This is a genomic window from Variovorax humicola (assembly GCF_037889915.1).
Classification (GTDB): Bacteria; Pseudomonadota; Gammaproteobacteria; order Burkholderiales; family Burkholderiaceae_C; genus Variovorax; species Variovorax humicola.
In genome coordinates this window covers 47064-69486 of sequence record NZ_JBBKZV010000005.1, presented here as the reverse complement: position 1 = coordinate 69486, position 22423 = coordinate 47064, and the positions used below count along the sequence as shown (strand labels likewise).

Below are 22423 nucleotides of genomic sequence, written 5' to 3'. Positions count from 1 at the left end.
CCGACTCGGCAAACGTCCTCACAGCAATTCAGCGTAGACCTTCCGGTCCGCGGCATAGCAAGCGCATGCCATTGCTTCCAGCCCTTCGCGATCCAGCACCCTCAGGTTGCCACGCCGGTATTCGATCAACCCCTTGCGCTGCAGGTCGCCAGCCGCCGCCGTAATGCCGACACGACGCACGCCCAGCATGTAGGCCAGGAACTCCTGCGTCATGCCGAAGCTGTCGGCATGTGCGCGGTCCTGGCTCATCAGCAGCCAGCGCGCCAGGCGCGGCCCGATCAGGTGAAAGCGCAGGCAGGCGGCGGACGCGGCCAGCTGCGTCATCAGGACATGCGTATAGCGGGCCAGTTCGCGCCGTAGCGCTGGGCTTTGCGCAAGCTCGCGCCTGAAGTTGACGGCCGTGATACGCCAGGCCATGCCCGGCCCTTGCACCAAGCCATGCAATGGCGTGGTCGAGACGCCAAGCGCCAGGTGCACACCCAGCATGCCTTCGCGGCCCACCATTCCGACCTCGAGACCCGGATGGCTGTCGATCCGGGCGACCAACGAGACAAAGCCGTCGACGGGAAACCAGGCAAACCGGGTCTGCGCCCCGGACTCGTACACCACGTCGCCCAGCACCAGTTCAACCGCCTCGCAAACAGCAAGCAATCGCTTGCGGTCTGCGCCGGGCAGCAATTCGATGAGATGGTTCTCTGCAGTGGCCAATGGACGCTTACGGTGTGTCGGCCGCCACAGTCTGCACGCCGCCGCGCCCCCTGACTGTCTGCCAGCGCACACAGCAGCGAATGCCTCGCAGCAGCACACTCGCTGCAACGCGCTCAGGTGGCGGTGGTCGCCGGAAGCAAGCGGTCGTACTCGGACTTGACGACCGCATAGCACTCGCAGGTGCGCTTCTCCAGCCCTGCGCGATCCAGCACCGAGATGTGGCCTCGCGCATAGCGGATCAGGCCGGCATGTTGCAGCTTGAGCGCGCCCTCGGTCACGCCCTCGCGCCGGACGCCGAGCATGTTGGCAATCAACTCCTGCGTCATCTTCAGTTCGCTGCCATCCAGCCTGTCGAGGCTCAGCAAGAGCCAGCGGCACAGTTGCTGGTCGAGCGAATGGTGGCGGTTGCACACCGCGGTCTGCGCCATCTGCGTGATCAATGCCTGCGTGTAGCGCAGCAGCAGGTGCAGCACGGGGCCGGCTCGGTTGAACTCCTCTTTCATGAGATCCGCCTTCAACCGGAAACCCTTGCCCGCGCTCTGAACCACTGCACGGCTGGGCGTCGATTCGCCACCCATGAAGAGCGAGATGCCGATGATGCCTTCGTTGCCCACGACCGCGATTTCAGCCGAGGCACCGTTCGCCATCACGTACAGCAACGACACGATCGACGTGGTCGGAAAGTACACGTGGCTCAGCGCCCTGCCCGACTCGTAGAGAACCTGCCCCAGCGGCATGTCGATCGCCTCGAGTTCCGGGAACCAACGCTGCCGCTCCGCGTCGGCCAATGCGGCAAGAAGGTGGTTTTTCAGGGGATCGGGAGGGGACTTGGGCATGACGAAAACTCCGCAGCAAGGCAGGCACCGGAAACCAATCGGAACGCGCCCCCTGCGGCGCTCTCGATGAAGCCAGTATAGGCATCGCGGCAACGCCTGTGTGCGGTGCCGCACAGTACCCGCGACGCGAGTCGCGGCTGAAGTGAGATCCTAGCGTGCACGCCCACAAATCGGCGTGTCGGTCGAGGACGGGCTTGGGACGCTAGCCGGTTTCCTGGGCATCCTGAACTCGTCGGGTGACGAGATGCTTGATACGCTCACGACGATCGCTCCGCTGAAGGACATGGCGTATGTCGCCGTGATCAGACAGGTTGGTGATGCTGCGATCTGAGGCCTGATCGACGCCGATCTGCCGTTGACGCAGCAATGGCGCGGACGCGGCTCCCATACCGGGAATGCCATAGTGATGCGCGTGACCCCTCAGGGTCATGTGGCTGCCAAAGAGCGCGCTGGCGAGGGCTGATAGGAGACTTCGTTCAGCTCCCTGCCGATGACGCGATGCGGACGGCGAAACGCCACCGCTGCCTGTGCAGCTACCGCTCGGCGTCCAGCGCCGTTATCGCCGCGATGGCTTCGTGCCTTGCCTCATGGAACGCTTGCCGCTCGGACCGCGAGCCCGACTCTGCCAGGTTGACAGGTTCCCGGTCGTCAATCTGATACGACCAACTCCACCGCGTTCCGACTTGCCACGCGACGGTCGTGACCTGATGCCCGTGGTGTTCAAAGCTCGTGTTCTTCATAAGCTGTCTCGATGGCCCCAATCCCGGCGAGGGGGTCACCAGAACCTCCACCAAGGCTTGGCCTCGCGTCGCTCATCGCTGCCCAGAGGCGACTTCACCGTCGTGGTGCCGCCGAAGCGTCTATTCATTTCGTCCTCATACAGCCAAACCACTCGTTCGGCATCGGACATTCGCTCGCAACGCCGAGTCTGCCAGTGTCTTGTCGCAGCAATGAGGTCCTGGTCCGTCAACGTGCCGAGGCCCGCAAGGAGATGGTGTGTTGGCTTCATCGTTCGACTTTGCGCCCTGCTTGCCGGTGTTGATGTCAGCGCACTGCGCGAATTTCCAAGGCAAACTGCTCGGGGGCTTGCTTTACATCGCAGCGCTTGCGCAACACATGGAAAGCCGGCACTGAACTCGTCATCCAAACAAGGAGTCCTGGCCGCGATCGCCACCGGGCCCATCGTCCACCTCATTGTCGGACTGTGAGCTTCAAAACGGCAGGGGTCATCCGGGCGTCCCTCACTGGAGCCGGTGGCGCGGCAGGCGAATGGTGAAAACGCATCCGGTGCCCGGCACGTCGCGAACCGTCAAGGCGCCAAAGTCGGCCTCAATGCTTTGGCGCGCAATCGAAAGTCCCAGGCCAAGGCCCGACCTGTCATGACCGTGCTGGCTGAAGGGCGCGAACATCTGGGCGGCGCTCCCGGGTGCCAACCCTCCGCAATGGTCCTCGACTTCGATCAGGACATGTTCGCCGGACTCATGGACCTTCAAGGCGACTTCGGAGTTGGCGTGGGTGAATTTGAAGGCGTTCTGCCAGAGGTTGGCCAATGCGGCCAGCAGGAGTTCGCGATTGCCGCGGATGGCCAGGCGCGGATCCACACGCGGCACTTCGAAGGCGCAACCTGCGGCGCTGGCCACGAGACGGCCTGCATTTTCCGCATCCCTGATGAATGCGGCGAGAGAGAACGTCTGGCGCTGCTCCGGCAGGCCGCTGCGCACTTCGGCAAGCGCCCGCGTGACCAGGCTGCCCATGGCAGTCAGGCTGCGTTTCAGAACGGCTCCGGTGGCGCCGCCCACTGACATGTTTCCCAGTTCGAGGGCGTGGATCGCAAGGGTTGCCGTCCCCAGGCAGTTGCGGAGTTCGTGAACCAGGACGCCGAATCGTTCGGTGGCGTCGAGGCTGTGCTGGCGGGAAATCTGCGCATCCCGCTGGAAACTGAACTCGGTGACGGCATCTGCAATGGCATTGTCCAGGCACCGGTTCAGCGTGCGGAATTCTCCGACCGCGAACGGGGCTTCGCGCTCGAAGGCCAGGTCCGTGATCGCCTGGCAAAGGTCGCCATAGTCGTGAACGACCTGGTCCACCGTGTAGCCCAGCTCCAGCAGTGCCTTGCCATGGGCGGCGGCCCCCACCCCCATTTCCGACAAGGCCTGCGCATCTCCGCCAGATGGCCCTGAGATCCTGATACTGTCGGCGAGCTTGTCATCTTCTTCCGCTTCGAGGGTTCTGATCAGCTGGTCGATGAACAGCGGGATGCCGTTTGCCAACTGTTGTTCCGTGGCGGCGCGCTGAGGCCGCTGCGCAACCATCGACTTGCAGCGTGAAACCAGTTCCGCCCGGTTGTTGCTGAGAAAGTTACGCATGCTTCACCTCCTTTGCTTTCTTGCCGGTCATGCGGCGAGCACCATGGCGAAGTAGCCAAACACGGTCAGCAGGATGCCTGACACCGCATGGCCACCGGAAAGCCGATCCAGCAGCCCGCCCGCATTGCCCAGCCCCACCGTTGCCCCGAACGCGGGCACTTGAACCAGGCCGATCAGGAAGCCGAGGATCATGCCCAGCGACAGCGTGAGCAAGTCGGTCGCGGTGCTGGGGCGGGCCACCTTGCCAAGGATCAATACCGCCTTGTCGATGGCGCTGCGCAGTCCGACAAGATGCAGGACGTCGAAGCGCTGCAAGCGCGTTTCGAGACCGACCAGCAGCGGTGCGCCACCCCCGGTCGATGCCGGTCAGTTGAACTTGCCTGCGATGGTCGACCCGCTGAAATCCTTGAGCGCCCGTCCGATGGCATCGCGATGCGTCACCACGATCTCGGCCTGGTCGAGCGGGATGTCCAAGGCGCGCGCGTCCGGCATTTCCGGTCCGAGCACGCCCATGTGGGAGGTCAGCGCCGCCAGACTGCCGCCCAATGCGATCACGTCGCCACGTTGCAGCATCAGCGTCGGGTCCGCGCCCAGCAGCAGCTTGCCGCGCTCGACGTTCTCGACCTGGTACTGGGCGAAGCGTTCGCGAAACTGCGCGATGGTCTTGCCGATGAACTCCGGGTTGTCGAGCCGGTAAGCGCGCAGGTCGAAAGGCCGTAGCCGCTCAAACCGGCGTCGTCCAGGTTCGGCACACCGTGCGCCAGCTCGTACGCATGCACGGCTTCACGCGCGTCCACGCGCCACCAGCGCGGAAGGTACTTGGAGATCAGGATGATCCCGACCGTGCCCCAGATGTAGGTGATGCCGTAGGAGAGCGCAATCATCGCGGTCACCGCCTCCCTCGTGGAGCCGGCCGCTGCATGCACCACGCCGGAGGTGATCGCCTGTTCCGCCGAGCCGACCGCCGCCGACATCGTTTGCGAGCCGGCGAGAATGCCGCCCGCCGCGCCCACCGGCAATTCGAGCCAGCGTGTGCCGACCACGACGAATAGCAGACCGCAGGCAATCCGCCCTTGCCGTCGTAGACCAGCTCGAAGGCGCCCATCTTGTCGATCTCCTGCGCCAGCCATTGCGCGGTATCGCAGCAGGCCTGCTGGATGCGCTGGTAGCCGTCGCGGCCCAGGCGCAGGAAGTTGTAGTACTGCGCAATGATCTCGCCGCCCGGCCGGCTGAAGTTCAGCGCGAAGGTCGCCCAAGCGCCGCTCGGAAGAGCCGGAGGAGTAGACGTCCTCGATGACCTGATCGTGCGTTTCGATGGTCTGGTGCAATGCCATGAGAGCGTTCGTTCTGCGATCTGAGTCGATCGACTGTGCGCTGTTCAGGCACGGTCATCTGTGCGGTGGCGCACCATGCCGTCATTCGCAACGTCTCGCGGGTCCCTGCCATTCGAGGCACCGAGCAGAAGGCCGTCGTTCGCGTTGTGGGCAATCTCGCCTTGTTCAACGGCGCGGTGATCATCCTACTGATCAGCTTTGCGGAGCATTTGGCGATGCCGTTTGTGCGGATCGCGCCGTTGGCGCTGGTTGCCATCCCGGCGTCGATTCCGCTGGCACTTCCGTCGATGTTCACATTGGCAGCGACGGTTGGCGCGCGGGCCGTGCGCGAGGCGGCGTCTTGCCAATGCGCCTTTCAACGCTCCATGAAGCAGCCGGGATGGATGTCCTGTGCGTCGACAAGACCGGAACACTGACACGCAATGAACTCGCTGAACCGCGTCGCTGTGGGATCGGCGGGGCCGCTGCGCATGGCCGGCGCTGAGCGATCCGCCGCGCGAGGACTGCAATCTCGCCTTCTGTGTCGCCACTCCCGCGGTCGGACGTTTTGCACTCCACCTCGACAGCGATACGTTGCGGCCGCTGACGGTCGTCACGCTGGTGTTCAGTAGCCTGGCGATTTTCCATGCCACGCCCGGCATCCGGCACTCGAGGTGTCAGGCCTCTGTCGTCGCGACTGCGGCTTTCGAGTTCTTCACCACGGCATCGGTGACCTGTTCGGCGTTGGCGGTCAGGGCGTCGGCAACCTGCTTGGCTGCCTTGTTCGTGCCCTCGTAGGCGTTTTTCGCGGCCTCGGAAGCCGACTTCGCCAGCGCCAGAATTTGCTCGGTGCCGGGCGCATCCTTCATGACACCGCTGACGGCATCCAGGAACTTGGCCTGCACATCTGCGAATTGCGCATCGAGGGTAGCGCGTTGGGCTGCCGCGAAGGACGCGAAGATCGCCTGCACCTGGCGGCCATAGGCGGCAGCCTTTTCGGGCGCGGCCTGCAGCGCTTCGGCCTGGAGCTTCAGCAGATCGGCCGGACTCTTCGCGAGCAGCGCGGCCTGGCTGGTCTCCTGGGATTCGGCCAGCAAGGTCTTGATCGTCTGCAGGTTCAGCGCCGTCAGCTTTTCCACGCTTTCGAAAGCTTGCGCGCTCAGGCCGAACAGCGTGTCGACAGAGGCCTGGGTGGGGGCGGCGAATTGGTCGAAATTAATCATGAGGGGCTTTCTAATCAGGTTGGGAGGGATCGAGGTTGCTGCACTGCAACATGACAAAGTCTATTCCGGGTTTCCCCCAATGCAAGCGATAATTGCTGCGCTGCAACACAATGATGCACACGCTTGGGCAAGACTTGAATTCCGACGATTTGAGTCAGCGTTGCACTCCAACGTGCTGAGCCGCACACGCGGCGTGGGATGCGGCCGAATCGCTCTCTCTCTGCGCAGGACCCGGACGTGCACTACCGTGTGCTGCAAAGCCACGGTATGCAGGAAAGCTACCTCACCCAACTGTGGCAGCGCCTTCCGGTCGAGCACGGCCAGGATGGCCGGCCCTCGTGAAGTGGACCGAGCCTGATCGCCGACGCGCATAGTGCTCAGGCCGCAGCCAATTCACGGTCGGCAACATCATCACCTCGCTGCGCATGATCGGTCAGGTCGACTGGGCAGACCTGATCGATCGCTAACCAAGAGATCCTCTCAGGAGCAGCGCATCCAGCGCCGCGAAGCCTGCATCAAGCGCCTGTTCATAGGTCGCATAGAGATCCGATGACGCAGCGATACGCTCCGCAAGGCCGCGACTGTCTTGTTGCCTCACGAGTGCCCAAGAGAATTCGCTCAGTCCGAGTTGCTGGACGGCAACGACGAGGCCTCTGCGCGGAAGCATTGGTGCGGCTCTAGCGGCGCGTGTCGAACCCGGACCCCAAGTACCGCATTTCCGCTCGACCTAATGTTGTGACCTCCGTGACGGTGGCGTAAGTCCGCTGGTTCTGCTTGAGAGGCCCGAAGGTGACCTTGAGGTGGCCCGCATCTCGCCGGTCTTGAACCTCGCACCTGGATAAATGCATTGGCAATTTTCCGTCGAGGATCATCTGAGTCATGAGCCCAACTTCCATGCAAAGAGCCATTAGGCGCTATTTTCAGCAAAGTTCCTGAACGGCAGAGCGCGTTGGATTCCCCAATCACCGATCAGCAGGGACGCCTCTGCATGAACCCCGCAAGAAGAAGTCCGAGGAGGTGGCCGCGGCCAACGGCATTGGCGAGCGCAGTGCGATCTCGCCGTTGAGCGTCGAGGCATATAGGCGCCCTTTCAGGTACATCCTTCCGCGTCATCCGCAACTTGCAGACAAAAGTCGTTACCGAACCCGATACGATCAAATGCATGGCAACCATACAAACCCGGCGCAAGCTGATCGTGATCGTATTGCTGTGGACGGCCGCAGGGGGCGCGCTGATGCGCCAGTTCTCGGCGCAGGGCTCGATGCTGCGCGACATCGGAACGCTGCTGATGCTGCTGTGGCTGCCGATCGTCGGCAACATCATCGCTTGGCTGGTCGCGCGGATGCGGCGTTCGCCCGCGCCGGGGAGCGAGACTTTTGGTGCGCCAGACACTTTCAAGCCGCACGCATTGGTTGAAATCACATTGCGTGCGGCGAAGTTGCCCAGCGAAGACGCACCGCTCGCCGTCGGCGAGCACCGTTGCGCACTCGTGGTGGGCAATGACGGGTTCTCGGCGCGCTGGTTTGTCCGGCCCGGCGAATCCGTGCGCCGCGGCAAGACGCATTCTCTGCAGATTGAGTTTCTGGCGCCGGCGTTGGCGTTGCAAAAGCTTCAACCCCCGGCCGCTTTTCGCATGTTGGAGGGAGGAGCGTTTATCGGGGACGGGCAAATCCGCCAGCTGCTGTCGCTCGAAGCCATGCCGGACTGACAAGCGGGTATCTGAAAGCAGACCCCCGCGCACGCATGTTCGGCTTCAAGCGCTGGAGTCCAGAGCGAGCGCTAGTCTCGATTGCGCGACGATTTCGGAGCATCAGCGTCGAGGCGCGGATGCCAACGCGGAAAGGTGCGTGCAGCTCCTCGTTCAGGAGGTGCGCTCTGACCTACCGGCGGTGCGCTTGCTCGTCGAATTTCTGAAAGCGCAGACCCCGCCACTCTTGCGGCGGGATGAGGTGATGGGCGATGCGATGCCCTCTTGATCGCGTCGCAACTTCTTTCGCCCTAAATACTTGACCTTTAAACTATTTATACATACACTTCATCCGCCAGAAGAAAAGAGCTGTCACGACTCTTTCAGCGACGTTCCATCGTCGTGGAAACCGCAGGCAGTCATGCAGAGTGAGTTTGAGGCCCGCCGTCATGGGCATCACGATCCAAGAGGAGTCTGAGCGATGTCCATGGCCACCAAAGCCGAAGTGCTCTCCCCGCTGTATCGCAACTGTCTGTTCACGTCGGACGGACGCGCCGACGCCCATGACCTTGTCAGTCGCGAACTGGCGGATCACGTCCTGCGTTGGAAGAGCGGAATACCTGATGCCGCGCTGTTCAAGGGCAGCCTGTCGCGCCTGAGCATCTATCTTCTGCGCTACGGCGCGGAAGTCGAAGTGACGCCTCGGCCGTTCGATGGCTTCACCCTGGTGCACACCTCCTTGGTGGGCGGTGCCGAAGTCGAATGCGACGGCCAAAAGATCGTGATCGCACAAGGCAGGACTGCGGTACTCTCACCGAGGTCGCATGTGCGGCTTCGCTGGTATCCGGGGACGCAGCAACTGATCACCAAGGTCCCGCACGCGCTTCTGCGCGAGCTCACCGACTCCGATGCCAAGGACGACACGCTGCTGCCACCGGGGTTCCTGGTGGCTCGCGGACACAGCTCGCAGTGGGACCTGATCGCACACTCGCTGCTGAACGCGCTCGCGATGCCAGCCGAATCCGCCCTGCACGGCAAGTGGATCGACCATTTCGAGCGCAACGTGGCGCTGTTCCTGTTGTCGCACCAAGACCCGGCCTGCAGCATCCAGCGGGGACCTGGCATTCCTGCGCTTCAAGCTCTTGGCGATGCGAAGGAGTCGCTCGTTGGGGCTGGGGATTCCAAGCGGATGAACATGATCCTCGAGTACATGGACGCCCGCCTCGGCGCTCCCTTGTCGCTGGAGGATCTGGCCATCGCGGCGCACGTGAGCATTCGTACCATCAATGAACTTTGCCACCGGCATCACGGCGTCACTCCAATGGTGTTGCTGCGCAACATGCGGCTCGACGCCGCGCGCGCTCGGCTTCGGGCGCTCCCGGACCAGAGCATCACCGAGACCGCGTTGAGCTTCGGCTTCGGCCACCTGGGCCGGTTCTCGGGTTACTACTTCGAACGCTTTGGCGAACTGCCACGGCAGACGCAGGTCAAGTCCACGCAATAGAAGCTCGCATCGAGCGGCGGGGCAAATGCAAGCTTGCCGCCGTGTCGAGTGAGGGTAGTCAGCCGCGCAGGCACGTCGCGGGACTCACCGTGCCCCCCCTGAATTCGGACTCTGCGTCCGGCCTGCCGTGCATCCGCTTGCAAATGCGCGCGATCGAAGCGGGATGCCCCGGCTCCGGCCTTGCAGAGCTTCATGCAGCACAGCGACCGAATTCGCAAGATCTGGATCGCAGGACGCTGCATCTCGGCCGATATCGGATAGAGCGAATCACCCCCCATCCCTAGACTTCAAACCCATATCAACACCGCACCGTGGTCGCGATGTATCAGGTCTGAAGTGGATCACCCGCAGCCTGAAAACCAACGGTGCATCCAACGGAGACAGATTGATGAGCTACAGGATTGCCCTCAATTTCGAAGATGGCGCGACGCGTTTCATCCAGTGCGGCGACACGGAGTCCGTCGTCGATGCAGCGTACCGCCAAGGCATCAATATTCCAATGGACTGCCGGGAAGGCGCTTGCTCCACCTGCAAGTGCCGCGTGGAATCCGGCGACTATTCACTGGGGGACTACATCGAGGACGCCCTCAGCAAGGTGGAGGCCGATACCGGCTACGCGCTGGCGTGCCAGATGCGTCCCAAGTCAGACTGCGTCGTGCTGGTTCCCACCGCTTCGACGGCATGCAACACGAAGCAGGAGAGCTACGCCACCGAGATCGTCGACGTTCGGCACCTCTCGGAGAGCACCTACTCGTTGGTCCTGCGGGGCGACAGCCTGCGCAACCTCGGCTTCCTGCCCGGACAGTACGCCAACCTGCAGGTGCCGGGCGAAGGCGGACACCATCGGGCCTATTCGTTCAGTTCGTCGGAGGCTGGCAGCGACACGGTCTCGTTCCTGATTCGCAACGTCCCCGGCGGCCTGATGAGTGGCTTCCTCGGCCAGCGTGCACAGCCCGGCGCTTCGATGTCCTTGACCGGCCCTTTCGGCAGCTTCTATCTGCGGCCGGTTCAACGTCCCGTGCTGATGCTGGCCGGCGGCACCGGACTCGCGCCGTTTCTTGCCATGCTCGAGAAGATCGCGACGACCGGCGGCAGCGCGCATCCGATCCATCTTCTCTACGGTGTGAATACCGACCGGGACATCGTCGAGACCGAAAAGCTCGGCGCCTTCACAAAGCTCATTCCGAATTTCAGCTTCGCGGCCTGCGTGGTCGACGCGAACAGCGAGTTGCCAAAAAAGGGCTACGTCACGCATCACATCGAACCCGCGCACCTCAACGACGGTGACGTCGATATCTATCTCTGCGGACCACCGCCCATGGTCGAGGCCGTCGCCCAGTATCTGCGCGACGTCGATGTGAAGTCGGCCTCGTTCCACTTCGAAAAGTTCGCCGCCAGCATCAGCTAGCGCGCGCCCGCGATCTTCAACTTCAAGCAGGGGCAGAAATGAATGCCGTCAACGACTTTTCATGGGACGACCGCTACCTGGTCGGACACCAGGCCATGGACGACACGCACAAGGAGTTCGTCGATCTTGTCGAGGCCATGCTGTGCGCCGACGAAACGTCCTTCGCGTCCGCCATTGACTCGTTCGCGATTCATCTCGAAGAGCACTTCGAGTCCGAGCGCCGGCTGATGGACCAGTATGGCTTTCCGGCGCGGGATTGCCACATCGAGGAGCATGACCGGGTGCTCGCATCGGTGCGGGAAGTCCGGGCGCTGGTGGCCAATGGCGACGCAGAGACTGGGCGCGAACTCACGAGGGCCCTGGCCGACTGGTTCCCGGGCCACACCGACTACATGGACTCGGCGCTTGCCACGTGGGTCAGCAAGAAGGTGGCCAATGGCGCGCCCGTCGTCTTGCGCCGCTCGATGCGCCGGCATGCGGCAGCCGAGGCGACGGCTTCAGCGTAACGACACGATTTCCCCGACAGCACCACTACTACTTCCAAACGGAGACAACATGCCGATTGCAATTGCAAGATCAGCGAATGACTGGCGAGAGTTCGTCGCCGGTTGCCTGGACTTTCGTCCGGAGGACAACATCTATCGCGTGGCCCGTGACATGTTCACGGAGCAGGAACTGTTCGATCTCGAGATGGAAATGATCTTCGAGAAGAACTGGATCTATGCATGTCACGAAAGCGAGATCAGCAAGCCGAACAACTTCGTCACCATGCAGGCCGGACGCCAGCCGTTGATCATCACCCGCGACGCCAACGGCCAGCTCAATGCACTGGTCAACGCGTGCGCGCACCGGGGCGCCACGCTGACCCGGGTCAGTCGCGGCCACCAATCCACCTTCGTGTGCTCCTTTCACGCCTGGACGTTCCGATCGGACGGGAAGCTCCTGAAAGTCAAGGCACCGTCGGAGTACCCCGAGGGCTTCGATCTTTCGTCGCGCAACCTCAAGAAGGCCCGCATCGCGAGCTACAAGGGCTTCGTCTTCGTGAACCTGGACACAGAAGGCACCATGTCGCTCGAGGATTACCTCGGCGACGCCAAGGTGTTCCTGGACCTGATGGTCGCGCAGTCGCCGACAGGCGAACTCGAGGTGCTGCCGGGCAAGGGCCACTACACCTTCGCGGGCAACTGGAAGCTGCAGAACGAGAACGGCCTGGACGGCTATCACGTGAGCACGGTGCACTACAACTACGTGGCCACCGTGACGCACCGCATGGAGATCAACGCCAAGAGCGGCGCGGAGGTCCCCAACACGCTCGACTACCGCAAACTGGGGGCCGGGGACACCGCCACCGACGATGGCTGGTTCTCGTTTCCCAACGGCCACAGCGTGCTATTCAGCGAAATGCCGAACCCGGAGGTGCGGTCCGGCTACGCGACGATCATGCCCCGGCTGGTCGAGGAGTATGGCCAAAAAAAGGCCGACTGGATGATGAAGCGGCTGCGCAACCTGAACGTCTATCCGAGCCTGTTCTTCATGGACCAGATCAGCTCGCAGCTACGCATCATCCGGCCAGTGGCCTGGAACAAGACCGAGATCCTCAGCCAGTGCATCGGCGTCAAGGGCGAGTCCGATGCGGACCGCGAGAACCGGATCCGGCAGTTCGAGGATTTCTTCAATGTCTCCGGCATGGGCACGCCGGACGACCTGACGGAGTTCCGCGAGGCGCAGCGCGGCTTCCAGGGCCGCATGGAGCGGTGGAACGACATCTCCCGCGGCTGCGACAAGTGGATCACGGGCAGCACGCCCAATGCCGAGACCCTCGGCATCGCGCCCATCCTCACGGGGGCCGAACTGACGCACGAGGGCTTGTACGTCAACCAGCACACCGCCTGGCGCGACGCCCTGCTGAAGGGCCTGGGGGCGAAGGTGCGCCACGCGGAAGGAGCAACGAAATGAGAACCGACCTGCAACAAAGCGTGGAGCAATTCCTCTACCGCAAGGCGGACCTGTGCGACCGTCGTGAATGGGTGGACTACCTGGAACTCTTCGACGAGAACTCGGAATTCCACATCCCGCAGTGGGATTCGGAACACGTCTACACCACCGACCCGAAGCGCGGCATGTCGCTGATGTACTACGCGAACCGGTCGGGCCTGGAAGACCGGGTCTTCCGCCTTGGCACGGGCAAGTCCTCGGCCTCGATGCCGCTGCCGCGCACGCTGCACCTGATCAGCAACGTGCAGATCCATGAAGTCTCCGACTCGCAGTTGGAAGCCAGGGTCAAGTGGGTCACGCACGTCTATCGCTTCGGCCAGGCGTCAACCTTTCATGGCGACGCCAGCTATCGGCTGAAGCCGACCGGGTTCAGCTGGGTGATCCTGAGGAAGCACGTGGTGCTCCACAACGACACGATCGACTCGGTGCTGGACTTCTACCACGTATGAGCGCCGCGGACCACGCGGTCGACGGCGCGGCTTTGCGCCAATAAATCGAAACAACAAAGGAGACATTCATGCGGCAAATCGACGTGCACAAACTCTCGGATGAGGCACGCTTCAACAGCTTTCACGGATTGGTGCTGCTCTGGTGCGCGCTGATCATCGTGTTCGACGGCTACGACCTGGCGGTGGTGGGCATCGCCCTGCCTTCGATCATGAACGAGATGCGCGTCGACCCGACGCGTGCCGGCTTCATGGTCAGCGCGGCGCTGTTCGGCATGATGTTCGGTGCCATCACGCTCGGCACACTGGCCGACAGGATCGGCCGACGAAGGGCCATCGCGATCTGCATCGCCCTGTTCAGCGTGTTCACCGCGGCGGCCGGGCTGGCGAAAGATCCGATCACGTTCAGCGTCATGCGCTTTCTGGCGGGGATCGGCATCGGCGGCGTCATGCCCAACGTGATCGCCCACATGACCGAGTTCGCGCCGCGCAGGATCCGCAGCTTCATGGTGACCTTGATGTTCAGCGGCTACTCGGTGGGCAGCATCCTGGCCGCGCTGCTGGGCAAGGGCCTGATCGAGAGCTACGGCTGGCAGTCCGTGTTCCTGGCGGCCGCGGCACCGTTGCTCCTGATTCCGTTCGTCCTCAAGTCGCTGCCGGAGTCGATGCCATTCCTGCTGAAACAGGGCCGCACCGATGAACTGAAGCAGATCGCCTCGCGCCTCGAGCCATCCTACGTCCCGCAGCCTGGCGATCGCTTCGTGGTGCCCGCCGAGGACAAGGCCGACAACGCCCCCATCCGGCATCTGTTCCAGGAAGGCCGGGGATTCAGCACGGTCCTGTTCTGGATCGCCTGCTTCATGTGCCTTTTCATCGTCTATGCCCTGAGCTCATGGCTCACCAAGCTGATGATCAGCGCAGGCTACAGCCTGGGCTCGGCCCTGACTTTCGTGCTGGTGCTCAACGCCGGTGCCATCGCGGGGGCCGTCGTGGGTGGCTGGCTTGCCGACAGGTTTCGCATCAAGTACGTGCTGGTCTGCATGTTCGGTCTGGCCGCGGTATCGATCACGATGCTGGGCCACAGCATGCCGCAGGAGTTGCTGTACCTGTTCGTGGCCCTGGCGGGCGCGTGCACGATCGGAACCCAGATCGTGACCTGTGCCTATGTCGGCCAGTTCTATCCGATGGCTGTGCGCTCGACCGGCATCGGCTGGATGCTGGGTGTCGGCCGCGCCGGCGCCATCCTGGCACCGATCGCGATCGGCTCCTTGGTGAGCATCGCGATGCCGCTCGAGCAGAACTTCATGGCCATCGCGATCCCGGCTGTGCTTGGGGGCATTGCGATCCTGCTGACAAACCACTCGCGTTCGGCCTCGACGCACCACGGGGAGCTGCGCCCCCCGGAAGGCAGTGCGCTGCCGCAGCCGCAGCCGCAGCCACAGCCGTCGGCATCGAGCCAGTAGGCCGGCCAGGAGAAAAAACATGAATGCGAACCCCACCATCCAATCCATCGAAGCGGTTCTGGTCGACCTTCCAACCATCCGCGCCCACAAGCTCGCCATGACGACGATGATGCAGCAGACGCTTGTCATCGTGCGCCTGGTGTGCAGCGATGGCATCGTCGGCGTCGGCGAGGCCACCACCATCGGCGGCCTGGCGTACGGGGACCAAAGCCCCGAAGGCATCAAGAGCGCGATCGACTGCCACATCGCGCCGTTGCTGACCGGCCAGGACGCAACCCGTGTCAACCTCGCCATGAAGCGCGTGGCCGCATCGGTGCAGGGCAACTCGTTCGCCAAGTCGGCGATCGAGACGGCGCTGCTCGATGCACAGGGCCTGCGCCTGCGCTTGCCGGTGCATGCGCTGCTCGGCGGCGCAGTGCGCGATGCCTTGCCGGTGCTGTGGACACTGGCCAGCGGCGACGCGACGCGCGATGTCGACGAGGCGCTGGCGTTGATCGAGGCGCGGCGCCACAAGGTCTTCAAGCTCAAGATCGGCAGCCACCCCCTTGCGCAGGACATCGCCCATGTCCAGGCGATTCGCCGCGGCCTCGGGGATGAGGTGATGCTGACAGTCGACGTCAACCAGGCTTGGGACGAACCAACCGCCGTGCGCGGCATTGCGGCGCTGGAAGCCATGGGCGTCAGCCTCATCGAGCAACCCGTGGCGCGGCGCAATCGCCGTGCCCTGAAGCGTCTGGCCGCCCGTTTCGACGTGGCCATCATGGCGGACGAGGCCGTGCACGACGCCGTCGATGCCTTCGATCTGGCCACCGATGCAGCCGCCGATGTCTATGCCCTGAAGATCTCGCAGGCCGGGGGCCTCTGGTCCACCCTGCAGGCCGCTGCCGTCGCCGACGCGGCCGGGATTGGCATCTACGGGGGCACGCTGCTCGAAGGCAGCGTCGGCAGCATCGCCGCGGCACACGTGTTTGCCGCCTGCCCGACCCTGGCCTGGGGCACCGAATTGTTCGGACCGCTGCTGCTCAAGGACGATGTGGTGGTCGCACGCCCCGAGTTTCGCGACTTCGAGCTGCAGCTTCCGCAAGTGCCGGGGCTTGGCGTGCAACTCGACGTGGACAAGCTGTCCTTCTACCGGCGCGACCGCAAGTCACACACCGTCGCCGTCACCGCCTGAGGTCCGCATGCTCTTTCATGTCCAGATGACCGTTCGCCTCCCGCACGACATGGCGCCGGCGCAAGCCGACCAGCTCAAGGCGCGCGAGAAGGAAATCGCCCAAGGCCTGCAGCGGGACGGCGTGTGGCGCCACCTGTGGCGCATCGCCGGCCGCTATGCCAACGTCAGCGTCTTCGATGTGGCGGACAACGCTGCGCTGCACGACACGCTGATGACCCTGCCCCTGTTCCCCTACATGGAGATCGAGGTTCGGCCCCTGTGCCGACACGCCTCGTCGATCCATGAAGACGACCGCTGATTGTTTCATCCGCTTCCTCCCGCTACCTCGACCCACCCCCAACCCACCCCCAACCCACGACCCCAGGAGACCGACCATGAACGAAGCTTCCACCAACGAATTCAGCAAGGCCGAACTGCTGAAGCGCGTCACGCACTCGAATCGGCCGAACGGCAATGCACGCGTGCAGAGCATCACCGCCCGCATCGTCGGCGACCTGTTTCGCGCGATCGATGACCTCGACATCCAGCCCGACGAGTTCTGGGCCGGTGTCGACTGGCTCTCGCGCCTGGCCTCGAGCGGCCAGGCCGGGCTCATCACCGCCGGCCTCGGCTTCGATCGCCTGCTCGACATCCGCCTCGACGAAGCCGACGAACGCGCCGGCCGCAACGCCGGCACGCCGCGTGCCATCGAAGGCCCGCTCTACATTGCCGGTGCACCGCTCGGCAAGTACGAAGTGCGCGTCGACGAGGAAGGCGATGCCAAGCGCGGCGAGACGATGGTGATGGAGGGCCGCGTGCTCGACATCGACGGCAAGCCGGTGGCCGGCGCAATCATCGACGTGTGGCACGCCAACGAACTGGGCCGCTATTCGCACTTCGACCCGGACCAGGCCGAGTACGCATTGCGCCGCCGCATCGAGACCGATGCCCACGGCCGCTATCGTTTTCGCAGCTTCCTGCCGCCGGGCTATGCGATTCCTCCGAACAGTCCCACTTCCGAGCTGTTCAATGCACTCGGCCGCCATGGCAACCGCCCCGCGCACATTCACTTCCTCGTGGTGGCACCAGGCCTGCGCACACTGACGACGCAAGTCAATGTTCCGGGCGACAGCTTCATCGATGACGATTTCGCCTTCGCGACGCGCGACGGGCTGATCCTGAAGCTCGAGAAGAACACGCCCGCCAGCGGCTACGAAACGCTCGGCGTGAAGGAGCCGTTCACGCGGATTCCTTTCGATTTCGTCATGCAGCCGGCAATCGACGAGGGCGAAGCCAATCCCAACGCCCGCGTCGCTCGCGCCCTGGCCTGAACTGGCGGGATGGGAGCAGCGGCGTAGGCCCGCTGCGCCCCGACGCCGATCGCAGATGGCTCGCGCGTGGACATTGTTGCTTGTCAAGCGACAGACATGGCATGCGACAGCGGCGCGAGCAACCTCTCACTCCTTGGAAGATTTGCGCCCTGCGCAAGACGTGTGCACGAGGTGAAAAACGCAAATCATCGAGACCTTCCGCGCACGCAGACGTTCGGAGGCGCCCGAAGCGGCGTTCATCGAGAATTGGCGCCATCCCTCTTGGAGGGAAGACAATGGAATCGCCTGCCCTCCGGAAGTGGATGCCAGGTCGCTTAACTCGAGGAGAGGCTCCGCATGCTCCACCCCATTGGTAAAGCGTTGACAACGCCAATCAAGTTGCGCAGAGCGGTAACCGTGGCCCTTGCGTGTGCTGCGTTCTCGCCTCGATTCGTGCGGGCGCGGAACGGGCGGCGATGGCCTGCTCCATTGCTTCGCGGTGAACTGGGCCGCGGGCGCCTCGGCCGGCAGTGCGGCCCGGCGCCTCGAACCGGACAAGCGCGATGATCACGCCGAGGGTCCGTGCCATGGCTGCGGCGCTTCTCCTGGCGGCGGCAGGAGCCCAGGCCGCGGGCGCCGCGGATTTCGCCGCCGAGCGCCGGCGGATGACGCAGGAGATCGAGGCGCTGGCGCGCCAGACCCGCGCCGAGACCGGCCGGCCGGCCTTCGACTCCCGCGTGATGAAGGTGATGGACACGGTGCCGCGGCACGAGTTCGTGCCCGCGGAGCAGATCGACGTCGCGTATGCGAACCGGCCGGTGCCAATCGGACATGGGCAGACCATCTCGCAGCCCTACATCGTGGCCCTCATGACGGACCTGGCCAAGGCCGAGCCCGGCCACAAGGTGCTCGAGGTGGGAACGGGCTCGGGCTACCAGGCGGCGGTGATGGCGCAGCTGGTCCGCGAGGTCTACAGCATCGAGATCGTCGAGCCGCTCGGGCAGCAGGCGATGCGGCGCCTGCGGCAACTGGGCTATGGCAATGTCCAGGTGCGGCTGGGCGACGGCTACCACGGCTGGGAGGAACATGCGCCCTTCGACGCCATCCTCGTGACCGCCGCGGCCAGCCACGTCCCGCCGCCGCTGATTCGCCAGCTCAAGCCCGGGGGCCGGATGGTGATCCCGGTGGGCGCGGCGTTCATGGTGCAGCAACTGATGCTGATCGAGAAGAAGCCGGACGGAACGGTGTCGACGCGCCAGATCATGCCGGTGGCCTTCGTTCCGCTCACCGGCAAGCGCTGAGCCCGGAGCGTCGATGGCCGCCGCGCCACTGATCGCCGTGGCCTTGGTGTCGGCGGCTGCGCTGGCCTACGAGATCCTGCTGATGCGGCTGTTCTCGGTCATCCTGTGGCACCACTTCGCCTACATGATCATCAGCCTCGCGTTGCTCGGCTGGGGTGCCAGCGGCGCGCTGCTGACCCTCGCGCAAGGCGCGGTGCAGAAGCATTTCGCTCCGCTCTTCTGCGCCGCCGCCACGGGCTTCGGGCTCGGTGCGATCGGCTGTTTCATGCTGGCGCAGCGGGTGCCGTTCAATCCGCTGGAGATGTTCTGGGACCCGCGCCAGCCGGCATGGCTGCTGGCGGTCTACCTGCTGCTCCTGCCGCCCTTCCTGTGCGCCGGCGCCTGCGTCTGCATGGCCCTGTCGCGCTTTCGCGGCCAGGTGTCGCGCATCTACAGCGTCGACATCCTCGGCGCCGGCGCGGGAAGCCTGGGCATCGTGGCGCTGCTGTTCGTGCTGTCGCCGGGCGACGCGCTGCAACTGATCGGCGCGCTCGGATGCGTCGCGGCGGCGGTCGGCTGGATCGAATGCGGCGGTCGCCGGCGCTGGCCGGCGCTCGCGCTGCTGGCGCTGGCGGGCGTGCCCATGCTGCTGCCCTCGGAATGGATAGCGCCCGCGATGTCGCCCTACAAGGAGCTGTCGCAGACCCTGCGCATTCCGGGCACCCGGGTAGTGGCGCAGCGATCGAGCCCCCTGGGCCTCGTCAGCGTGGTCGAGAGCGCGCGCATCCCGCTGCGCCATGCACCGGGCCTGAGCCTCACCGCATCGACCGAACCGCCGCCGCAATGGGGCGTGTTCACCGACGGCGAGGGGCTCAATGCACTGACCCGTTTCGACGGTCGGCGCGACGGCCTCGCCTATCTGGACCAGATCAGCTCGGCGCTGCCCTATCACCTGCTTCACGCGCCGCACGTGCTGGTGCTGGGCGCCGGCGCCGGACAGGACGTGCTGCAGGCGCACTATCACGGCGCACGCCGCATCGATGCGGTGGAGCTGAATCCGCAGCTCGTCGAGCTGGTGAAGGGTCCGTTCGCGGCCGCGGCCGGTGGCGTCTACGGGCCGATGGCGCATGTCCACGTGGCCGAGGCGCGCGGCTTCATCGCGGCCAGCCGGGAGCGCTACGACCTGATCCAGGTCGCGCTGCTCGATTCGTTCAGTGCGTCGTCGGCCGGTCTCTACGCGCTGGCCGAGAACTATCTCTACACCGTCGAGGCCCTGCAGGACGACCTGCGCCACCTGCAGCCCCAGGGCCTGCTCGCCGTCACGCGCTGGGTCACGCTGCCTGCGCGCGATGCACTCAAGCTTTTCGCCGCCGCGGTGGTGGCGCTGGAGCGATCGGGCGTCGGCGACCCCGCTTCCCGGCTGGCATTGATACGAAGCTGGAAAACCAGCACGCTGCTGGTCAAGAACGGCGCGTTGACGCAGGAGGACATCGCGGCCATCAAGGCCTTCTGCGTCGCCCGCTCCTTCGACCTGGCCTTCTACCCCGGCATGCGGCAAGGCGAAGCGAATCGCTTCAACGTGGTCGAGGGGCCGGACCTGTTCGATGGCGCGCAGGCGCTGCTCGGTGCGGGGCGCGGCGAATTCATGGCGCGCTACAAGTTCCACATCGAGCCGGCCACCGACGACAAGCCGCACTTCTTCCACTTCTTCAAGTGGCGCTCGCTGCCCGAACTGCTGGCCCTGAAGGAGCAGGGCGGCCTGCCGCTGCTCGAATGGGGCTATCCGGTGCTCGTCGCCACGCTGGTCCAGGCGCTGGTCGCGAGCCTGCTGCTGATCGGGCTGCCGCTGGCATGGATTGCTCGGTCCGGCGCGCTGCGCGGAGTGAGCGCAACGTCCGGCGTGTCGCGCGGGCGCGTGCTGGTCTACTTCCTCGCGATCGGCTTCGGCTTCATGTTCATCGAGATCGCGTTCATCCAGAAGTTCGTGCTGTTCCTGAGCCATCCGCTGTACGCGATCGCCGTCGTGCTGTTCGCGTTCCTGCTCTTCGCCGGTATCGGCAGCGGCGTGTCCGCTCGGCTCAAGGGATGCCCGGTGGTGGCGGTGGCGGGCGGCATCGCGGTGTCGGCGGCGCTCAGCCTGCTCGTGCTGCCCTGGCTCTTCGAGCACGCGATGGGCTTGCCGGATGCGGCGCGGATCCTGATCGCGGTGGCCCTCATCGCCCCGCTGGCCTTCTTCATGGGCATGCCCTTTCCGCTCGGCCTGGCCCGGGTGGAAGCGGCCGAAGCCCGGCTCGTTCCCTGGGCCTGGGGCATCAATGGCTGCGCCTCGGTCACGGCGGCGGTGATGGCCACGCTGCTCGCGATCCACATCGGCTTCACCGCCGTGGTCGTCGCGGCGCTGCTGCTCTATGGCGTGGCGGCCGCGGCGGTCCCTGGGCGGGCTTGACAGCGCATCGGCTTCGCCGAAGGATGATTGATCGTCGAAGCGCCTTGTCTGAAGAGGATGAAACCTGCCGCGATCATGCTTTGGCTCGTCACTGCCTTCGCGGCCGCGCTGGCAGCACCCGCCATGTTCCAGGACCGCCTTCTCTATCACCCCGCGCGCGCGCCGGCCGCCGAGATGGCGTCCGCCGGCCTCGTCGCCTGGCCGGCGGAGGGTGAATTCCGCGGCCTGGTGGCGGAGCCGGCCGGCCCTGCGCGCGGGACGGCGATCGTGTTCCACGGCAATGCCGGGCACGCCGGGCATCGCGGCTACTACGCCGCGATACTCACCCGCCTCGGGTTGCGCGTCATCCTGGCCGAGTTCCCGGCCTACGGTCCGCGCGACGGTGCGCTGGGCGAGCGCAGCCTGGTCGATGACGCTGCGCAGACCATCGCGCTGGCGCATCGGCTGCACGGCCCGCCCTTGCTGCTCATCGGCGAATCCCTGGGTGCTGGCGTGGCCGCCGCGGCGGCCGCGAGTCAACGCGAGCAGGTCGCGGCCCTGATGCTCATCACGCCCTGGGACAGGCTCGAACAGGTCGCGGCTCACCACTATCCGTGGCTGCCGGTCGGGTGGCTGCTGCGCGATCGCTACGACAGCGTCGCCCACCTCGCGCAGATCGGCCGCCCCGTGCTGGTGGCCGTCGCAGAGCGAGACCGCATCGTTCCGGCGCGCTTCGGCATGGCGTTGTACGAGACGCTGCCCGGACCCAAGCGGCTCGAGGTGGTCCACGCCGCCGACCACAACGACTGGATCCGCTACGTCGACGATGCCTGGTGGCGCAGCGCATTGGGCTTCCTGCTCGGCGAGCCCGCTTCGCGCTGATGGACCGGGGTCAGGCCGCAGTCATTGGCCGGCCCGCAGGAGAGTGAGCCCCACCGAGGGAGGCTTCACGTTTCGTGAAGAGTCGTCCGCCGGCTGGACCCAGGATTTCCTGTCCGCTCGGTCGCCAAGACCCTCGCTCGCGCAAGGCGCGCAACCAATGCCAGGTACCGGGCCCCGCGCCGCACATCGTCCACACCGGCGCCTCCGTGCGCGCGGTAGTGTGCATCCACAGCGTTGACGTACCTTTCGCAAACGAGAACCTCGTCGGCGTAGTTTTTGCGTTTTCGGCACAGGACCGCCACGCGCTCGAAGTAGTACGGCGTAGCGACCCGTCCCGTTCGCTGCATGGATTCGATCTCGCGATCGCAACACTTTTGCATGTACTCGAAATCGTCCTTCCTGCGAACGGTCGCTTCCGCGGCGG

General features: G+C 64.7%; 23 protein-coding genes and 1 pseudogene. 15 read left to right on the top strand and 9 right to left on the bottom strand.

What is annotated here, in order from left to right; all coding sequences use genetic code 11:
• Positions 1 to 18: 18 nt before the first annotated feature.
• Both WKW80_RS10865 and WKW80_RS10860 read right to left on the bottom strand, forming a co-directional pair.
• Positions 19 to 708: a Crp/Fnr family transcriptional regulator gene (locus WKW80_RS10865; protein WP_340363581.1), complete on the bottom strand. Its 690-nt coding sequence runs from the start codon at positions 706 to 708 to the stop codon at positions 19 to 21.
• A 113-nt stretch (positions 709 to 821) separates the two neighbouring features.
• Complete coding sequence (locus WKW80_RS10860) at positions 822 to 1544, bottom strand: Crp/Fnr family transcriptional regulator (RefSeq protein WP_340363580.1); 723 nt, start codon at positions 1542 to 1544, stop codon at positions 822 to 824.
• A gap of 175 nt (positions 1545 to 1719) precedes the next feature.
• On the opposite strand from WKW80_RS10860, the gene WKW80_RS10855 reads away from it, so the two are divergent.
• Entirely contained in the window at positions 1720 to 1875 is a 156-nt protein-coding gene (locus WKW80_RS10855) for a hypothetical protein (RefSeq protein WP_340363579.1), read from the top strand.
• A 202-nt stretch (positions 1876 to 2077) separates the two neighbouring features.
• Here WKW80_RS10855 and WKW80_RS10850 read toward each other — a convergent pair whose 3' ends face one another.
• The 6 genes and pseudogenes from WKW80_RS10850 to WKW80_RS10825 all read right to left on the bottom strand — a co-directional run.
• Positions 2078 to 2284, bottom strand: coding sequence for a hypothetical protein (locus tag WKW80_RS10850; protein ID WP_340363578.1), 207 nt, complete (start codon positions 2282 to 2284; stop codon positions 2078 to 2080).
• Between the two features lie 501 nt (positions 2285 to 2785).
• Positions 2786 to 3910, bottom strand: a complete 1125-nt coding sequence (locus tag WKW80_RS10845) for a sensor histidine kinase (RefSeq protein ID WP_340363577.1) — start codon at positions 3908 to 3910, stop codon at positions 2786 to 2788.
• Between the two features lie 27 nt (positions 3911 to 3937).
• On the bottom strand, positions 3938 to 4225 hold the full coding sequence (locus WKW80_RS10840; protein ID WP_340363576.1) for a hypothetical protein: 288 nt from the start codon (positions 4223 to 4225) through the stop codon (positions 3938 to 3940).
• Between the two features lie 51 nt (positions 4226 to 4276).
• Complete coding sequence (locus WKW80_RS10835; protein WP_340363822.1) at positions 4277 to 4570, bottom strand: hypothetical protein; 294 nt, start codon at positions 4568 to 4570, stop codon at positions 4277 to 4279.
• Complete coding sequence (locus WKW80_RS10830; protein WP_340363575.1) at positions 4483 to 4953, bottom strand: aspartate-alanine antiporter-like transporter; 471 nt, start codon at positions 4951 to 4953, stop codon at positions 4483 to 4485. The genes WKW80_RS10835 and WKW80_RS10830 overlap by 88 nt, the downstream gene beginning before the upstream one ends.
• A gap of 62 nt (positions 4954 to 5015) precedes the next feature.
• A pseudogene (locus WKW80_RS10825) lies at positions 5016 to 5120 on the bottom strand (hypothetical protein); the annotation flags it as partial.
• A gap of 189 nt (positions 5121 to 5309) precedes the next feature.
• Here WKW80_RS10825 and WKW80_RS10820 point away from each other — a divergent pair.
• On the top strand, positions 5310 to 5660 hold the full coding sequence (locus WKW80_RS10820; protein WP_340363574.1) for a hypothetical protein: 351 nt from the start codon (positions 5310 to 5312) through the stop codon (positions 5658 to 5660).
• 240 nt (positions 5661 to 5900) lie between these two features.
• On the opposite strand, the gene phaP is transcribed toward WKW80_RS10820, so the two are convergent.
• Entirely contained in the window at positions 5901 to 6503 is a 603-nt protein-coding gene (phaP, locus tag WKW80_RS10815) for a TIGR01841 family phasin (RefSeq protein WP_340363573.1), read from the bottom strand.
• A 1063-nt stretch (positions 6504 to 7566) separates the two neighbouring features.
• On the opposite strand from phaP, the gene WKW80_RS10810 reads away from it, so the two are divergent.
• The 13 genes from WKW80_RS10810 (at position 7567) to WKW80_RS10750 (ending at position 21999) form a co-directional block, all read left to right on the top strand.
• Positions 7567 to 8154 (top strand): hypothetical protein, encoded by a 588-nt coding sequence (locus WKW80_RS10810; protein WP_340363572.1) that lies wholly within the window; start codon positions 7567 to 7569, stop codon positions 8152 to 8154.
• Positions 8155 to 8614: 460 nt separating this feature from the next.
• Positions 8615 to 9637: an AraC family transcriptional regulator gene (locus tag WKW80_RS10805; RefSeq protein WP_340363571.1), complete on the top strand. Its 1023-nt coding sequence runs from the start codon at positions 8615 to 8617 to the stop codon at positions 9635 to 9637.
• Positions 9638 to 10022: 385 nt separating this feature from the next.
• Positions 10023 to 11045 carry a benzoate 1,2-dioxygenase electron transfer component BenC gene (gene benC, locus WKW80_RS10800; protein WP_340363570.1) on the top strand — a complete coding sequence of 341 codons (1023 nt, stop codon included), beginning with the start codon at positions 10023 to 10025 and terminating at the stop codon, positions 11043 to 11045.
• A 38-nt stretch (positions 11046 to 11083) separates the two neighbouring features.
• The gene (locus WKW80_RS10795) at positions 11084 to 11551 is read left to right on the top strand and encodes a bacteriohemerythrin (protein ID WP_340363569.1); all 468 of its coding nucleotides are present in this window, start codon (positions 11084 to 11086) and stop codon (positions 11549 to 11551) included.
• A gap of 55 nt (positions 11552 to 11606) precedes the next feature.
• Complete coding sequence (gene antA, locus WKW80_RS10790; protein WP_340363821.1) at positions 11607 to 13001, top strand: anthranilate 1,2-dioxygenase large subunit; 1395 nt, start codon at positions 11607 to 11609, stop codon at positions 12999 to 13001.
• The gene (gene antB, locus WKW80_RS10785; protein ID WP_340363568.1) at positions 12998 to 13489 is read left to right on the top strand and encodes an anthranilate 1,2-dioxygenase small subunit; all 492 of its coding nucleotides are present in this window, start codon (positions 12998 to 13000) and stop codon (positions 13487 to 13489) included. Before antA ends, antB begins: the two co-directional genes overlap by 4 nt.
• Before the next feature lie 68 nt (positions 13490 to 13557).
• Complete coding sequence (locus WKW80_RS10780; RefSeq protein WP_340363567.1) at positions 13558 to 14949, top strand: MFS transporter; 1392 nt, start codon at positions 13558 to 13560, stop codon at positions 14947 to 14949.
• Positions 14950 to 14968: 19 nt separating this feature from the next.
• Positions 14969 to 16123 carry a muconate/chloromuconate family cycloisomerase gene (locus WKW80_RS10775; RefSeq protein ID WP_340363566.1) on the top strand — a complete coding sequence of 385 codons (1155 nt, stop codon included), beginning with the start codon at positions 14969 to 14971 and terminating at the stop codon, positions 16121 to 16123.
• A gap of 7 nt (positions 16124 to 16130) precedes the next feature.
• On the top strand, positions 16131 to 16421 hold the full coding sequence (catC, locus tag WKW80_RS10770) for a muconolactone Delta-isomerase (protein ID WP_340363565.1): 291 nt from the start codon (positions 16131 to 16133) through the stop codon (positions 16419 to 16421).
• Positions 16422 to 16497: 76 nt separating this feature from the next.
• Positions 16498 to 17433, top strand: a complete 936-nt coding sequence (locus WKW80_RS10765; protein ID WP_340363564.1) for a dioxygenase family protein — start codon at positions 16498 to 16500, stop codon at positions 17431 to 17433.
• A gap of 542 nt (positions 17434 to 17975) precedes the next feature.
• A complete protein-coding gene (locus WKW80_RS10760) occupies positions 17976 to 18713 on the top strand; it encodes a protein-L-isoaspartate(D-aspartate) O-methyltransferase (RefSeq protein ID WP_422822889.1) in 738 nt (245 codons plus the stop codon).
• A gap of 13 nt (positions 18714 to 18726) precedes the next feature.
• On the top strand, positions 18727 to 21138 hold the full coding sequence (locus WKW80_RS10755; RefSeq protein WP_340363563.1) for a spermine/spermidine synthase domain-containing protein: 2412 nt from the start codon (positions 18727 to 18729) through the stop codon (positions 21136 to 21138).
• Between the two features lie 75 nt (positions 21139 to 21213).
• A complete protein-coding gene (locus tag WKW80_RS10750) occupies positions 21214 to 21999 on the top strand; it encodes an alpha/beta hydrolase (RefSeq protein ID WP_340363562.1) in 786 nt (261 codons plus the stop codon).
• Positions 22000 to 22423 lie beyond the last annotated feature (424 nt).